Below are 15047 nucleotides of genomic sequence, written 5' to 3'. Positions count from 1 at the left end.
GCAGGCGTCAGGCGGTCTTGCGTCCTATTGTCGCGACGGCTGGATTTCATACGAATGTATCGACATGGGCGGGACGATCTCGACGGGAGACGACGCAATGCTCTTGTTCAGTTATTGCACGCGACGTCCAGTCGCATGTGAAAGTGCATCGGTTTCATTGACGTCGTCTCACTCGCGTTCCTATTCTATGCGGCGACACATCGTGCGCGGTTCGGTCGCCATTCGCGGCGGCTCGTCCGAATGGGCCTCTTCGACCAGGCTTCTTGGACTAGGCTTCTTGGACCAAGCTTCTTCGACCGAGCCGAACGCCTTTCTCATTTGCAAGGAATGCACGTGCCTGTTTCGCGCTCCTCTCATCGGATCGACGCCAACGCCGAAGACGAAGCCCGTTGCAACCATCTCGCCAAGGCTGCGGGCGACTTGCGCAAGCTTCCGGCGTTCCGTGCGCTCCTGCATTCCGTCGCGACCGCCTTCGAGCGGGCGACCTCGCTTTTCGTCCGACCGCCGATCGTCGAGCGCGTCGAGATCGAGGACGGCGTCGTCTGCGTCTCGCGCTATGTCGCCGAGCGATTGGTGGACCGCCGCAGGATCAGAGCCAATGGCCTCAGCGTCGATCGCCATGTCGACAAATTCGGCCAATGCGCGCGCGTCGAGCTCATCGGCGCCGATCGCATCGTGCAGATCGCCGGCCACGAAACCCCGAGCGAGCGCGACAGGCTCCTAAAAAATCTGATTTCGGCGCTGAATGACGAAGGCGCGATCGTCGAGGTTCGCACGGTGGTCGGACGCGCACTGGAAGCGACCGATGCGTCGCGGCGACGCCGCAGCGCGATGCTGCGGCGCTTGTCCGTCATCGCGCTCACCGCGGCCGCGCTGCAGGCGGGGCTGATGTGGCGATGGTCGCAACAGCCGAGCGACGCGCGCCCGGCGCCGTTGCGCGAGCCGTCCTTTCGTCTCACCTCCACCAGCGGAGCCATCGTCGACGAGACGACGATGCGCGGGCGGCCCTATGCCGCTTTCTTCGGCTTCACGCAATGTCCGCAAGTGTGTCCGGCGACTCTGCTCGAGCTGACGCACGCGATCCAATCGCTGGGGCCGGAAGCCGCGAACCTCGCCATTGTCTTCGTCACGCTCGATCCCGAGCGCGATACGCCGAAGGCGCTGTCCGATTTCATCGCCCCCTTCGACGGCCGCGTCATCGCGCTCACCGGCTCGCAGACGGAGATCGCGCGCGCCGCGCAGGCGTTTCGCGTCTATTTTCGCAAATCCCCGCTGGACGGCGGCGGCTATACGATCGATCACACGACGCTCGTCTATCTCGTCGACAGGCACGGGCGCGTGCGTGACGGCGTCTCCCTGATGGATCATCGCGGCATGGCGACGCGCAGGCTGAGAGCCTTCCTGCATGAGGAGACGGACGCTGCCGGCTGACGAAAAAGCGGCGCGCGTCGCATCCGAAACGCCCTTCACGAACGAGATTACCTCGTAATTTCAACGCGCGACAACATGCCGCACAATGGCGCAGGCCGCTTCGCTTGACCCTTTTCAACGGCGCTCCTAGCGTTAAGTCTCGCCGAAACGCAGAGTAAGCGACCGAGACACAGAGTAAGCGACATTGAGAACATCCAGCCGGATCATGCATGGCGTCGAGCGAACGGCCGTCAGCGCGGCTGTGGCGCTCCTCCTGCTTCTGCAAATGTTCTCGATCGGCTACGCGACGGGCGCCACGGCGGACCGCGCCGTCGCTCTGTTCGGCGGCGTCTGCGAGACCGTCCAAGCGTCGACGTCGACGTCGACATCGAACGACGAGCCGGCCGAGGCGCATCATGTCGGCCCGTGCTGCCTGCTGCATTGCAGCTCGCTGATCGAAACGGACGTCGAGCGCGCGCCGATCACCATTCGGCCTCTCGAAATGTTCAGCGCGCCCGTCGCGCCGGAATATCGCATCGACGCCGTGATCGCCGCTCCCGAGCTGCGGCCTTTGTCTCCGCGCGCGCCACCCGCGCGCTTCGTCTGATTCCCGAAACATAGCGACGACATCGGCGGTTCCGCTCGCTCGAGACGGACTCCGATCGGGTCTCATTCGACATGCGCCGATCAGAGATCGCGCGCAACCAGCGGAGATTTGAGTCATGGCACTTTCGATCATCCGCGCCGTGAGCATCGGCGCATTGGGCGGCCTCGCCGCGTTTCTCGCCTTCGGTCCCGTTGCGCCGCACGGCGCGCAGCTGTTCGCGCTGCTGATCGGCTGGGCCGGCTACAGCCACTTCGGGAGCAAGCTCGAAGGGCTGAAGCAAGCGCTCGTTCATTTCCTGCTCGGCGCCGCATTGGCGGCTCTGGCGCTCGTTCTCGTCACGCAGCTCCCCTATGGCGAGACGCTCGGCGCGGCGGCGTGGACGGGAATCGCGGCGGCGGCGACGCTCGCGGCGCTCGCTTATGTGGCGCGCCTCCCCGGCCTCGGCTCGCTCTCGGTCGCGCTGCTCGGCTATGCCGCGCTGCTGGCTTGCGCGGCGGTCGGCGGCGCCGACAAGATCGTCGCGCTCGCGCCCGACAATTGCTTCCTCGTGGCGTTCCTGTCGCTCGCGGCGGGCGCGCTGCTCGGCCTCGCCGCGGACGCGCTCGCGGACGCCGCGGAAAAACGCCTGCCCCTGGGGCGCTCGCCGACTCGGTCGGCGACGAGCGCCTGAGGCGGACCTCCTCATACGAAGCTTCGAGAAGCCGCTCGCCGCGCCTCGAGCGCGGCGAGCGGCGAACGCCTCGCGCGTCCGTTCGACGAGTCGCGCGCCGATGAGGAATTCGGGAGGACCGACGTTGAGCGACATGGCCGTGAGACAGCCTTTCCCCGAGCGCGCCAAGCCGGCCGGCCCGCGCCCATGCGGCGAGGATGCCGGGCTCCATGGAGTGGATCGTCCCGGCGTCGCCTGGGACTGGATGCGGCAGACGGGACAGGCGCCGGGCGGCGCCGATTGGGTGCGTCCGCAGGTGGCCGAGGCTTGGGCGCGCTGCATCGACGAGCACGGGCTCTCGGCGGGCGCCGATCTCGCGCCGCGGCTGCGCGACGCAGAGAGTCGCGCGCCGAATATGGACGCTTCGCTCTCCCCGGCCGCCGCTCATCTCGCCGAGGCGGCCTATGATCTGCGCGCGCTGCTCGGCGACGCCGAGGTCGCTCTGCTGCTCGCCGATCCGGACGCCGCGCTGATCCAGTTCTTCGATCATGGCCTCGAAATATCGCCCGGCGGCGCGCCGATGACGCGCGTCGGCGCCGATTGGAGCGAGGCCGCATTCGGCAATAATGGCGTCGGCGCCGCGAGCTTGATGCGCGAGCCCGCGGCCTTCGACGGCAAGGAGCATTTCAACCGCGCTTTGCACCGCTTCGCGACGGCCGGCTGCCCCATTCTCGGGCCGGACGGACGCATTCACGCGATCATCGGCATGGTCTCGGCGCGCCGCGACAGCGCGCGGCTGATGCTCGGCAGCTTGAAGATCGCGCGCCGCCTGCTCGAGGCGAGCCTGTTCGAATATCTCGTTTCCGACGGCTATATCCTTCGCTTGCGCGCGAGCCCGCTCGGAGCCGGCGGCGGCCGCTATGCGGCGGGCGGGCGCCTGTTCGTGGCCGCGGACGGACATGTGCGGGGCGTCGACCGCATCGGCGTCGAGCTGCTCGAGGCGGGCGACGCCGAAGCGCTGATCGGCGAGGAGGCGCGCACGGCGATCGGCCTCGAGCCGCCGGCGTTGAGCGCGGCGAACGCCGATGGGCGCGCTGTGACCGTGGCCCGTCGCGGCGCGCCTCCGCTCGTCGCTGAAATCCATCGCGCGCCCCGCCGTGACGCGGAAGCCGCGGCCGCGCACCGCGCCGCGCCAGGCGTCGAGCCGTTGATCGCGCCGCACGCCGCCCGAGACGGAGAATGGCGCGACGGCGTGCTCGAGACGGCTCTGCGCAAGGCGTCCGGACTGCAGGAGCGCAACATTCCGATTCTCATCACGGGAGAGTCGGGCGTCGGCAAGGATCATCTCGTGCGCCGCCTGCATGCGAGCGGGCCGCGCAAGGACCGTCCGCTCGTCGCCATCAATTGCGCCGCCATTCCGCGCGAGCTGATCGAGAGCGAATTGTTCGGCTATGAGGGCGGCAGCTTCACCGGCGCGCGCGCCAAGGGCAAGCCGGGCAAGTTCGTAGAGGCCGACAAGGGCATTTTGTTCCTCGACGAGATCGGCGACATGGCGGCCGATCTGCAGGCGACGCTGCTGCGCGTGCTCGATTCGAACGAGGTCGTGCCGATCGGCTCGTCGAAGCCGATCCGCGTCGACGTGCGCGTCGTCGCCGCGACCAATCGCAGCCTGCCGGAAATGGTGCAGAAGGGAACGTTTCGCCGCGATCTCTATTATCGCCTCAACGGCGTGCAGCTCTGGCTGCCGCCTTTGCGCGAGCGCCCCGATCGGCTGCGCCTGCTCGCGCATCTGTTCCGGCTCGAGCAGGAGGCGCTCGACGTCGTCGAGCCGCTCCTATTCGCCGAGGACGTCTGGCGCGTCTTCCTCGAGCATCCCTGGCCCGGCAACATTCGCGAAGCGCGCAATGTGCTGCGCTCGTCGATCGCCGTCGCGAAAGAGACGGTCATCCGGCTCGACGATCTGCCGGTCGATTTCCTGCAGGAGCTGAATGTCGATTCGCGCCGCAGCGTCGGCGCCTCGCTGTTCGGGGAGCGCGCGCCGGAGGACAGCGGCGAGACGCCGCTCGACCTTTCCGATTGGGAGGCGCGCGCCGTGCGCTTCGCGCTCGCCTCGAGCAAGGGCAACATCGCCAAGGCGGCGCGCAGCCTCGGCATCACGCGCGCGACTCTCTACCACAAGATGGCGCGCTACGGACTGCAGAGCGACAGGCGCATCATTTCGAAGAGGTGACGCGATGGGACCGGACGATCGTTCCTTTCTCGAGCAGATGGCCACGACGCTCGACGCGTCGATTCGCGTGCTGGAAGCCGAAACGCGAGATCTCGCCGCGCATATCGGCGAGGAGCGCGTCGCCGAGCTGCGCGCCTATTTCCGCAGAGAGCTCGAGCCGATCGATCTCGAGGAGCTGCGCAACGCGCTCGATTTCGACGATCGCCGACTTCTGTCGCTGTGGGCGAGGCTCGAGCGCAATCGCGCGCGCCGCGTCGCCGCCGGCCGCAAGACGATGGCGCTGGATGCGGGCCGCGAGGACATCGACGTCGCCGCCTATGACAAATCCAAGAAGACGTGAGCAGCGGCGGCAGCCGCCGCGTGACCAAGGAGAAGAGTTCGTGGCCAGAAATATCCGCTTCGGCGACGTGGTGCGTCGCGACCTGCTCGAGGGCGTCGACGCCCTCGCCGACGCCGTCGGCGTCACGCTCGGTCCGCGCGGCCGCAATGTCGTGATCGAGCATCGCGCCGCGGGACTTCCGCCCGTCGCCACCAAGGACGGCGTCACCGTCGCGCAGGCGGTCGAGCTTTCCGGCCGCACGCAGAGCGTCGGCGTGACGCTCGTGCGGCAGATGGCGACGGCGGTCGCCAAGGAGGCGGGCGACGGAACGACGACGTCGGTGGTGCTGACGCGGCGCCTCGCCGCCGAGACGCGCAAGGCGCTCGCCGCCGGCATGAATCCGCGCGACATCGTGCTCGGCATGGAGAAGGCGGCGCGCATCGTCGAGGCCGATCTCGCCGCGCGCGCGCGCCGCTGCGACGACGCGCGCGCGCTCGCCCATGTCGCGACGCTCGCGGCGGGCGGCGACGAATCGATCGGCGCGATCGTCGCCGAGGCCCTGACGCGCGCAGGCGATGGCGGCGTCGTCGATGTGGAGCTCGGCGCCGCGCTTCACGATGAGATCGACATCGTCGAGGGCATGCGCTGGGAGCAGGGCTATCGCTCGCCCTATTTCATGACCGACAGCACGCGCAAGATCGCCGAGCTCGAGACTCCCTATGTCTTGATCTATGATCGCGTCGTCAATCATTTCTCCGAGCTGGTGCCGGCGCTGGAGCTGGTCCGCCGGCACAATGGAAGCCTGCTCGTCGTCGCCGAAAATATCGTCGAGGAGGCGCTGCCCGGTCTGCTGCTCAATCACATCCGCAAGAATCTCTGCTCGATCGCGGTGAAAGGTCCGGGCTATGGCGACAGCCGTTATGAATTCCTGCTCGATCTCGCCGCGCTCACCGGCGGGCGCGCGATCATGGAGGCGTGCGGCGAAGATCTGTCGAGCGTGACGCTCGCGCATCTCGGCCGCGCGCGCCGCGTCGTCGTGCGCGAGGAAGAGACGGTGGTGATCGGCGGCGCGGGCGAAAGCGCGATGATCGCGGAGCGTCTCGCCTCCGCGCGCCAGCAGGCCGAATGGATCACGCAAGCCGATCCGTCCAAAGGCTCGCCGAGCGGCAAGCGGCACGATCTCGAAAAATTGCAGACGCGCATCAAGGCGCTCTCGGGAAAGGTCGTCACCATCAAGGCCGGCGGATTCTCGGATATTCTGATCAAGGAGCGCATGCAGAGAATCGAGAATGCGCTGTCCTCCGCGCGCGCCGCGCGCAGCGACGGCGTCATCGCCGGCGGCGGCGTCGGCCTCTATCGCGCGCGTGCCGCGCTCGCGGAAGCGAGCGGCGACAATCTCGATCAGACCTATGGAATCGCCATCGTGCGCACGGCGCTCGACGAGCCCATTCGACGCATCGCCGCCAATGCGGGACGTGACGCGAATGAGTTTCTCTATGAGCTCCGACGTTCGAATGACGATTTCTGGGGCATGGACATGCGCAGCGGCGAATGCGGCGATCTCTATGCCGCGGGCGTCATCGATCCCGCGCGCGTCACGCGGCTCGCGCTGCGCAACGCCGTCGCCACCGCATCGTCGATGATGACGGTCGAATGCGCAGTGACGCATATTCCGCCGCGCGATCCGACATTCGGATTCGATCCGCATCTCGCCGCGCAAACGCGAGAAGATCCGCGCAGCTGATCGACGAAGCGATCGTTCAAAAAGAAAGCGCTGCGGCGTTGCATCGCCGCAGCGCTTTCTTTTTGCCGCCTGCACGACGTCGCTTCATCGAATTCGACGCATCTCGCGAGACGTATGGTTCTTTGACACCTGTATCGAGCATCGCCGGAGCGTGATCGAACACTCGCGTCTCATGCTGTCGCAATCGCGATGAATCCTTAGAGAAACGCAAGAGCTTCATTAGTCGTGACGAGTGGCACAGGCCTTGCCAACAATAATGCGTCGTCGCTTCCGCGCATGACGCGCAACGATGTTTTGCAAACACCCGAGGCTTGGAAAGCGGCGCCTACATTCGGACGATCGAAACGCGGCAGCCGCGAGCTCGACAGTCCGAAAGAAAAGAAAACTCTGTCAGGAGGAACAAGCATGGCGATCAGTCTCGCGACCAAAGCGGCGACCGATGCTCTGAAGGTCAATCGAGCTCCGGTCGGCGTCGAGCCGCAGGAAGTCCACAAGTGGCTGCAGAGCTTCAACTGGGACTTCAAGGAAAATCGGACGAAATATCCGACTAAATATCACATGGCGAACGAGACCAAGGAGCAGTTCAAGGTCATCGCCAAGGAATACGCCCGCATGGAGGCGGCCAAGGACGAGCGCCAGTTCGGCACTCTGCTCGACGGCCTCACCCGTCTCGGCGCCGGCAACAAGGTCCATCCCCGCTGGGGCGAGACGATGAAGGTGATCTCGAACTTCCTCGAGGTCGGCGAATACAACGCGATCGCCGCTTCGGCGATGCTGTGGGACAGCGCCACCGCCGCCGAGCAGAAGAACGGCTATCTCGCGCAGGTGCTCGACGAGATTCGTCACACGCATCAATGCGCCTTCATCAATCACTATTACTCCAAGCATTATCATGATCCGGCCGGCCACAACGACGCCCGTCGCACCCGCGCGATCGGTCCGCTGTGGAAGGGCATGAAGCGCGTCTTCGCCGATGGCTTCATCTCCGGCGACGCCGTGGAGTGCTCGGTCAATCTGCAGCTGGTCGGCGAAGCCTGCTTCACCAATCCGCTGATCGTCGCCGTCACCGAATGGGCCTCGGCCAATGGCGACGAGATCACGCCGACCGTGTTCCTCTCGGTGGAGACCGACGAGCTGCGTCATATGGCGAACGGCTACCAGACCGTGGTGTCGATCGCCAATGATCCGGCTTCGGCGAAGTTCCTCAACACCGATTTGAACAACGCCTTCTGGACGCAGCAGAAATATTTCACGCCCGTCCTCGGCTATCTGTTCGAATATGGCTCCAAGTTCAAGGTCGAGCCCTGGGTGAAGACCTGGAACCGCTGGGTCTATGAGGATTGGGGTGGAATCTGGATCGGCCGTCTCGGCAAATATGGCGTCGAGAGCCCGGCTTCGCTTCGCGACGCCAAGCGTGACGCTTATTGGGCGCATCACGATCTCGCGCTCGCCGCCTATGCGATGTGGCCGCTCGGCTTCGCCCGTCTCGCTCTGCCGGACGAAGAGGATCAGGCTTGGTTCGAGGCGAATTATCCGGGTTGGGCCGATCACTATGGCAAGATCTTCAACGAGTGGAAGAAGCTCGGCTATGAAGATCCCAAGAGCGGCTTCATCCCCTATCAGTGGCTCCTCGCGAACGGTCACGACGTCTATATCGACCGCGTCTCGCAGGTTCCGTTCATTCCGTCGCTGGCCAAGGGCTCGGGCTCGCTGCGCGTGCACGAATTCAACGGCAAGAAGCATTCGCTGACGGATGATTGGGGCGAGCGCCAGTGGCTGATCGAGCCGGAGCGCTACGAGTGCCACAATGTGTTCGAGCAGTATGAGGGACGCGAATTGTCCGAGGTGATCGCCGAGGGCCATGGCGTTCGCTCCGACGGCAAGACGCTGATCGCTCAGCCGCACACGCGCGGCGACAATCTGTGGACGCTCGAGGACATCAAGCGCGCGGGCTGCGTGTTCCCCGATCCGCTCGCCAAGTTCTGATCTCACAAAATTTCATGTCTCACAAAATTCCAGCGCGCGTCGCTCGCAACGCGCGCTGGATAGGACCGTCGGGACTCCCGCGCCCGGCGGTCACCTTCGACGCGAGCACGAAGCACCAAAAAATCCCTCAGTGGAGGAATGAACGACCATGTCACAGCCTCAGAGCTCCCAAGTCACCAAGCGGGGTCTCACCGATCCCGAGCGCGCGGCTATCATCGCCGCCGCGCTGCCGGATCATGCGCTCGACACGCAGCGCAAATATCACTATTTCATCCAGCCGCGCTGGAAGCGCCTGTCGGAATATGAGCAGCTGTCCTGCTATGCTCAGCCCAATCCCGACTGGATCGCCGGCGGCCTCGATTGGGGCGATTGGACCCAGAAGTTCCACGGCGGGCGTCCGTCCTGGGGCAATGAGAGCACTGAGCTGCGCACGACCGACTGGTATCGCCATCGCGACCCGGCCCGCCGCTGGCATGCTCCTTATGTGAAGGACAAGTCGGAAGAGGCGCGCTACACCCAGCGCTTTCTCGCCGGCTATTCGTCCGAAGGCTCGATCCGCACCATCGACCCCTATTGGCGCGACGAGATCCTCAACAAATATTACGGCGCTCTGCTCTTCAACGAGTATGGCCTGTTCAACGCGCATTCCTCGGTCGGCCGCGACTGTCTGTCGGACACCATCCGCCAGTCGGCGACCTTCGCCGGTCTCGACAAGGTCGACAATGCGCAGATGATCCAGATGGAGCGTCTGTTCATCGCCAAGCTGGTTCCGGGCTTCGACGCTTCGACCGACATTCCGAAGAAGATCTGGACCACCGACCCGATCTATGCCGGCGCGCGCGCGACGGTGCAGGAGATCTGGCAGGGCATTCAGGATTGGAACGAGATCCTCTGGGCGGGTCACGCCGTCTATGACGCGACCTTCGGCCAGTTCGCCCGTCGCGAGTTCTTCCAGCGCCTCGCCACCGTTTATGGCGACACGCTGACACCCTTCTTCACGGCGCAGTCGCAGACCTATTTCCAAACCACGCGCGGCGCGATCGACGATCTCTTCGTCTATTGCCTCGCCAATGATTCGGAATTCGGCGCGCACAACCGCACATTCCTTTCCGCCTGGACCGATCATTATCTCGCGAATTCGGTTGCGGCGCTGAAGGACTTCGTCGGTCTCTACGCCAAGGTCGAGAAGGTCGCGGGCGCGACCGATCGCGCCGGCGTCTCCGATGCGCTGCAGCGCGTCTTCGGCGATTGGAAGATCGATTACGCCGACAAGATCGGCTTCAAGGTCGACGTCGACCAGAAGGTCGACGCCGTTCTCGCCGGCTACAAGAACTGAAAAGGAAACGCTTCAATGTCCAGCGCTCACAACGCTTACAACGCCGGCATCATGCAGAAGACCGGCAAGGCCTTCGCCGACGAGTTCTTCGCCGAGGAGAATCAGGTCGTCCACGAGTCCAACGCCGTGGTTCTGGTGCTGATGAAGAGCGACGAGATCGACGCCATCGTCGAGGACATCGTCCTCAAGGCCGGCAAGGCCAAGAATCCGTCGATCGTCGTCGAGGACAAGGCCGGCTTCTGGTGGATCAAGGCCGATGGCGCGATCGAGATCGATTCGGCCGAGGCTTCCGACATGCTCGGCAAGCCGTTCTCAGTCTACGACCTTCTCGTGAATGTATCGTCGACGGTCGGCCGCGCCTATACGCTCGGCACCAAATTCACCATCACCTCCGAACTCATGGGCCTCGATCGCGCCCTGACCGACATTTGATCGGCGATCACGAGGAACGTTAGAAAATGGCCAAGAGAGAACCCATCCACGACAATTCCATTCGCACCGAATGGGAAGCCAAAATCGCCAAGCTGACGAGCGTCGATCAGGCGACGAAGTTCATCCAGGACTTCCGCCTCGCCTATTCGTCGCCGTTCCGCAAGAGCTATGATCTCGACGTCGATTATCAATATATCGAACGCAAGATCGAGGAGAAGCTCTCGGTGCTGAAGACCGAGAAGCTCCCCGTCGCCGATCTCATCACCAAGGCGTCGACCGGCGAGGCCGCCGCCGCGGTGGAGGCGACCTGGATCGCCAAGATCAAGGCGGCGAAGAGCAAATATGAGGCGGAGCGCATCCATATCGAGTTCCGGCAGCTCTACAAGCCGCCGGTTCTGCCGGTGAATGTGTTCCTGCGGACCGATGCCGCGCTCGGCACCGTGCTGATGGAGATCCGCAACACCGATTATTACGCCACTCCGCTCGAAGGGCTGCGCAAGGAGCGCGGCGTCAAGGTCCTGCATCTGCAGGCGTGACGCTGCACGAATTGCGAAAGACATGCGTTCGGGCGGCCGCGCCGCCCGAACGACAAGAGATAAAGAGGGAGGAAGACAATGGAGCAAGGGGCGGCGCGGCCGGAGATCCGGCAGGCGTTGATACACGCCGACGAGCGCTATCAAGCCTATACGATGGACCTCGAATATATGTGGCGCTGGGAGATCCTGCGCGATGGCGAATTCGTGCAGGAAGGCTGCTCGCTGTCGCAGGAGTCGGCGCGCGAGGCGGTCGCTCATGTGCTGAGCTTCTTCCGCAGGCAGGACGAGGCTTCGCTGAACGATGGCGGGAAGAGCGAGGCGATCCGTGCGCTGCTGCGCGGCATCGGAACGCCCGAGCCCGTGAAGGACGAGAACGGCGCGGCGAAGCCGGCGCATATTTAGGGTTCGAGACTTATGTATCAGATCGTCATCGAGACCGAGGACGGAGAAACCTGCTCGTTCGAATGCGGGCCCAGTGAGGATGTGATCTCCGCGGGGCTGAGGCAGAGCGTGATTCTGCTCGCCTCCTGCCGCGCGGGCGGCTGCGCCACCTGCAAGGCCGATTGCACGGATGGCGACTATGAGCTGATCGATGTGAAGGTCCAAGCGTTGCCGCCGGACGAGGAAGAGGACGGCAAGGTTCTGCTGTGTCGCACTTTTCCGCGCAGCGATCTGCATCTCGTCGTGCCCTATACCTATGATCGCATCTCCTTCGAAGCGATCCAGACCAATTGGCTCGCCGAGATCGTCGCGTGCGATCGCGTGTCGTCCAATGTCGTGCGTCTCGTGCTGCAGCCATTGACGGCCGACGGCGCGGCGCGCATTTCGCTGAACTTCGTTCCCGGCCAGTTCGTCGACATCGAGATTCCGGGCACGCATACGCGGCGCTCCTATTCCATGGCTTCGGTCGCGGAGGACGGGCAGCTCGAATTCTTCATCCGACTCTTGCCGGACGGGGCCTTCTCGAAATTCCTGCAGACGGAGGCGAAGGTCGGCATGCGGGTCGATCTGCGCGGACCGGCCGGGTCCTTCTCGCTGCATGATCACGGCGGGCGGTCGCGAGTCTTCGTCGCGGGTGGCACGGGGCTGTCGCCGGTGCTGTCGATGATCCGCCAGCTCGGCAAGTCCAGTGATCCGTCGCCGGCGACGCTGCTGTTCGGCGTCACCAACCGCGATGAATTATTCTATGTCGACGAGCTGAAGAGCCTCGCGCGATCCATGCCGAGCCTCGGCGTTCGCATCGCGGTGGTGAATGACGACGGCGGCAATGGCGTCGACAAGGGAACAGTGATCGATCTCCTGCGCGCGGAGCTGGAGAAATCCGACGTCAAGCCGGACATCTATCTCTGCGGTCCTCCCGGCATGATCGAGGCCGCCTTCGCGGCGGCGGCGACGGCGGGCGTGCCCAAGGAGCAGGTCTATCTCGAGAAATTCCTGGCGAGCGGCTGACCGGCCGCCGCCTTTCTTCTTCGCTCGGACTTTACTCCGTCGGGCGGGGGCTCCCCAACTTCTCCTGCCCGGGCTCGCTCGGGCAGTTTTTCTGCGTGCGTCGCCGCTCGGGATCGCAAGTCGCGGGGAATTGCGAGCCTCGCGGTGTAGTAGCGAGCGCGGCTCGGACTGCGAGCGTTCAGGCTCGCTCTCGAGGCCAATCAATTTCGATGAAGCACACTGCTAGCCTTCGAGGCCCAGCGCCGCGCGCACCTTGGCGGAATAGCCGTAGAGATCGCCGCGCAGACGCAGGCGCCCGCCCGTGTCGACAAAAGCGGTGAAATATTCGATATGGATCGGCAGCGGGTGCATGAGATTGATATAGCGTTCGGAGCCGCCGATGAGCTTCTTCACGCGGTCCTCGCGCCAGCCGCTGTCCGGGCCGAGCACCGCCTCGGCGAGGCGGAAGGGCTGGTCGACGCGCACGCAGCCATGGCTGAAGGCGCGATGCGCAGCGGAGAACAGCCCGCGGCTCGGCGTATCGTGCAGATAGACCGAGAAATCGTTCGGGAACATGAATTTGATGCGACCGAGCGCATTGCCCTCGCCCGGCCGCTGGCGCACTCGCGCCTGGCCGTTGCGATAGACCACTTCATAGCCGTGCGCGGCGATCGCCTGCAGATCGCCGCCGAATTTCGGCAGCATCTCCTTGTTCAGGATCGACGGCGGCACGTTCCAATAGGGATTGACGATGATGAACTGCATCGCATCGGAAAACACCGGCGTCGGCGTGCCCTCCTTGCCGACGATGACGCGCGCGCGATGCGTCACCTCGCCGTCGCGGACGACGGCGAGCTCGAAATCGGGAATATTGACCTCGATGCGGTCGCCGCCCAGGTCGCGCGGCAGCCAGCGCCAGCGCTCCATATTGGCGATGATCTCCGCCCGCAGGCGCGCGCCCTGCGGAGCGGCCGGCGTCGCGCGCCTCTTGTGCTCGGCGGGCGAGTCGTCGCGCGCCACGGATCGCGATTCGGCGTAGCGCGTCGGCGCCTCCGGCCCACGCGCGCCGCGCAGCTCGACGAGCTTCTCCTTCAATGCGCGATAGCCCGCGTGCGGCGGATTATAGTCTTGGAGCCGATCGCCCGCGCGCTCGCCGGCGGCAGCGATGGCGGAGAGAATAGCCCCGGGTTCCGGCAAAGGCGGGCGGGCGCCGATGAGCCGCGAGACTCGTCGCGGATCGACGCGCCCGCCGGCGGCCTGCGTCGCATAGGCGACGACGGCTTCCGTTAGGGCGACTTCATCGGCTGCGGCGGACGCCTGCGCGCCCGGCTCGGGGATCGGATAGGCGCGCAGATCGAGCCCGTCCTCGCCCGCGAGGCGCAGGCGTTCGACGACCGCCGACGCCTCCGCGCGCCATCGCTCGCCCTCCCGCCACAGCGGCCGATAGACGCGCGCGGCGTAGAATTCGGCGATGGCCTTGCGCTGGACGAGCCGCTCGCCGCTCGCGCGATGCGCCCAGACGTCGAGCGCATCGGCGAAAGCGCGCGCCTCTGCCGGGATCAGAGCGGCGGCGACATCGAAATCCGCGTCGGCCTCGGCCGCGACATGCGGCGCGACGATCGGCAGAAGCGGCGAAACGGAGAGATCGCCCACGAAAGACTCGGACGGCGCCGGCGCGGAACGGACCTCGGCCGCGAGCCAGGAGACGATCGGCGGCGGCTCGGCGAGCCGCTCGCGAAATGGCGCGCGGGACGCAGCGAATGCGATCGACGCGCAGGAGCAAGCGAGAACGACGAGGAACGCCTTTGCGGACGCTCCCGCGAGAGCATCGCGGGTCACCATGGTCTTGCCTCACGCCTACTGAACGACGACCAACCGGCGGGTCGCGCCTATCCTTCCACCGAGAAGGACGCGCCCACGATACGGCAATCGAGGTTACGAGAAGTTATAGGGTTAACGCAGAACCAGGAAAGCGACAAACTTGCTTCGCTCTCGGCGAAGCCGCGCTCATTATCGGCCTCGTCGAGGCCGTGTCGAGCCGTACAAGGCCGTAGTCCTGGCCGTAGTCCTGGCCATCGTCCGGAACCGAGCGCTCGCGACGGGCGACTCGCCGCGACTTTTTGTAGCACAGCCGAGCGGGCGGAAATCAAGACGATATTTCAAGCCTCTGCAAGCTGCTGCGCCATTGTGACGCGCGCTCGGGCGATTGTCGGCCAAAGAATACGCGCGCAATCTATTGCTCGACGCGCACGCATCTAAAGAAGAGACGGCGTGTCGAATAACAAATTATGAGACAGAGAGGGGAAACGTCATGCATAGCTCCGCGGAACTCGCCAAGGCTATTGCCGGAATCGTCGGCGCTCTGGCCTT

Annotated in this window: 13 protein-coding genes; 12 read left to right on the top strand and 1 reads right to left on the bottom strand. The window is 65.0% G+C overall.

What is annotated here, in order from left to right; genetic code table 11:
* The first annotated feature begins 333 nt into the window (after window positions 1–333).
* The 12 genes from K3F48_RS24905 (at window position 334) to mmoC (ending at window position 12698) form a co-directional block, all read left to right on the top strand.
* Complete coding sequence (locus K3F48_RS24905) at window positions 334–1431, top strand: SCO family protein (RefSeq protein ID WP_222576046.1); 1098 nt, start codon at window positions 334–336, stop codon at window positions 1429–1431.
* Between the two features lie 184 nt (window positions 1432–1615).
* Window positions 1616–2017: a hypothetical protein gene (locus K3F48_RS13950; protein WP_222576045.1), complete on the top strand. Its 402-nt coding sequence runs from the start codon at window positions 1616–1618 to the stop codon at window positions 2015–2017.
* A 115-nt stretch (window positions 2018–2132) separates the two neighbouring features.
* Window positions 2133–2687 (top strand): DUF1097 family protein, encoded by a 555-nt coding sequence (locus K3F48_RS13945; RefSeq protein WP_222576044.1) that lies wholly within the window; start codon window positions 2133–2135, stop codon window positions 2685–2687.
* A 133-nt stretch (window positions 2688–2820) separates the two neighbouring features.
* Window positions 2821–4896: a sigma-54-dependent Fis family transcriptional regulator gene (locus K3F48_RS13940; protein WP_255609019.1), complete on the top strand. Its 2076-nt coding sequence runs from the start codon at window positions 2821–2823 to the stop codon at window positions 4894–4896.
* A 4-nt stretch (window positions 4897–4900) separates the two neighbouring features.
* Entirely contained in the window at window positions 4901–5236 is a 336-nt protein-coding gene (locus tag K3F48_RS13935) for a hypothetical protein (protein WP_222576042.1), read from the top strand.
* A gap of 40 nt (window positions 5237–5276) precedes the next feature.
* The gene (locus K3F48_RS13930; protein ID WP_222576041.1) at window positions 5277–6959 is read left to right on the top strand and encodes a molecular chaperone GroEL; all 1683 of its coding nucleotides are present in this window, start codon (window positions 5277–5279) and stop codon (window positions 6957–6959) included.
* Window positions 6960–7364: 405 nt separating this feature from the next.
* Window positions 7365–8945, top strand: coding sequence for an aromatic/alkene monooxygenase hydroxylase subunit alpha (gene mmoX / locus K3F48_RS13925; RefSeq protein ID WP_222576040.1), 1581 nt, complete (start codon window positions 7365–7367; stop codon window positions 8943–8945).
* 148 nt (window positions 8946–9093) lie between these two features.
* Entirely contained in the window at window positions 9094–10281 is a 1188-nt protein-coding gene (gene mmoY, locus K3F48_RS13920) for an aromatic/alkene monooxygenase hydroxylase subunit beta (RefSeq protein WP_222576039.1), read from the top strand.
* Between the two features lie 15 nt (window positions 10282–10296).
* A complete protein-coding gene (gene mmoB / locus K3F48_RS13915) occupies window positions 10297–10713 on the top strand; it encodes a methane monooxygenase regulator MmoB (protein WP_222576038.1) in 417 nt (138 codons plus the stop codon).
* 26 nt (window positions 10714–10739) lie between these two features.
* Window positions 10740–11249 carry an aromatic/alkene monooxygenase hydroxylase subunit gamma gene (gene mmoZ / locus K3F48_RS13910; RefSeq protein WP_222576037.1) on the top strand — a complete coding sequence of 170 codons (510 nt, stop codon included), beginning with the start codon at window positions 10740–10742 and terminating at the stop codon, window positions 11247–11249.
* A gap of 78 nt (window positions 11250–11327) precedes the next feature.
* Window positions 11328–11651, top strand: a complete 324-nt coding sequence (gene mmoD, locus K3F48_RS13905; RefSeq protein WP_222576036.1) for a soluble methane monooxygenase-binding protein MmoD — start codon at window positions 11328–11330, stop codon at window positions 11649–11651.
* A gap of 12 nt (window positions 11652–11663) precedes the next feature.
* Complete coding sequence (gene mmoC / locus K3F48_RS13900; RefSeq protein ID WP_222576035.1) at window positions 11664–12698, top strand: aromatic/alkene monooxygenase hydroxylase FAD-binding subunit MmoC; 1035 nt, start codon at window positions 11664–11666, stop codon at window positions 12696–12698.
* Between the two features lie 222 nt (window positions 12699–12920).
* On the opposite strand, the gene K3F48_RS13895 is transcribed toward mmoC, so the two are convergent.
* A complete protein-coding gene (locus tag K3F48_RS13895; RefSeq protein WP_222576034.1) occupies window positions 12921–14519 on the bottom strand; it encodes a murein L,D-transpeptidase in 1599 nt (532 codons plus the stop codon).
* Between the last annotated feature and the right edge of the window lie 528 nt (window positions 14520–15047).

The sequence above is a fragment of the Methylosinus sp. Sm6 genome (genome assembly GCF_019802345.1).
GTDB lineage: Bacteria > Pseudomonadota > Alphaproteobacteria > Rhizobiales > Beijerinckiaceae > Methylosinus.
This window is presented reverse-complemented; position numbering and strand designations above follow the sequence as displayed.

Excerpts from the sequence above, each read along its gene's own strand:
- K3F48_RS13945 (WP_222576044.1), top strand. The coding sequence starts at position 2,133 with ATGGCACTTTCGATCATCCGCGCCGTGAGCATCGGCGCATTGGGCGGC.
- K3F48_RS13940 (WP_255609019.1), top strand. The coding sequence starts at position 2,821 with ATGGCCGTGAGACAGCCTTTCCCCGAGCGCGCCAAGCCGGCCGGCCCG.
- K3F48_RS13935 (WP_222576042.1), top strand. The coding sequence starts at position 4,901 with ATGGGACCGGACGATCGTTCCTTTCTCGAGCAGATGGCCACGACGCTC.
- mmoX (WP_222576040.1), top strand. The coding sequence starts at position 7,365 with ATGGCGATCAGTCTCGCGACCAAAGCGGCGACCGATGCTCTGAAGGTC.
- mmoY (WP_222576039.1), top strand. The coding sequence starts at position 9,094 with ATGTCACAGCCTCAGAGCTCCCAAGTCACCAAGCGGGGTCTCACCGAT.
- mmoB (WP_222576038.1), top strand. The coding sequence starts at position 10,297 with ATGTCCAGCGCTCACAACGCTTACAACGCCGGCATCATGCAGAAGACC.
- mmoZ (WP_222576037.1), top strand. The coding sequence starts at position 10,740 with ATGGCCAAGAGAGAACCCATCCACGACAATTCCATTCGCACCGAATGG.
- mmoD (WP_222576036.1), top strand. The coding sequence starts at position 11,328 with ATGGAGCAAGGGGCGGCGCGGCCGGAGATCCGGCAGGCGTTGATACAC.
- mmoC (WP_222576035.1), top strand. The coding sequence starts at position 11,664 with ATGTATCAGATCGTCATCGAGACCGAGGACGGAGAAACCTGCTCGTTC.
- K3F48_RS13895 (WP_222576034.1), bottom strand. The coding sequence starts at position 14,519 with ATGGTGACCCGCGATGCTCTCGCGGGAGCGTCCGCAAAGGCGTTCCTC.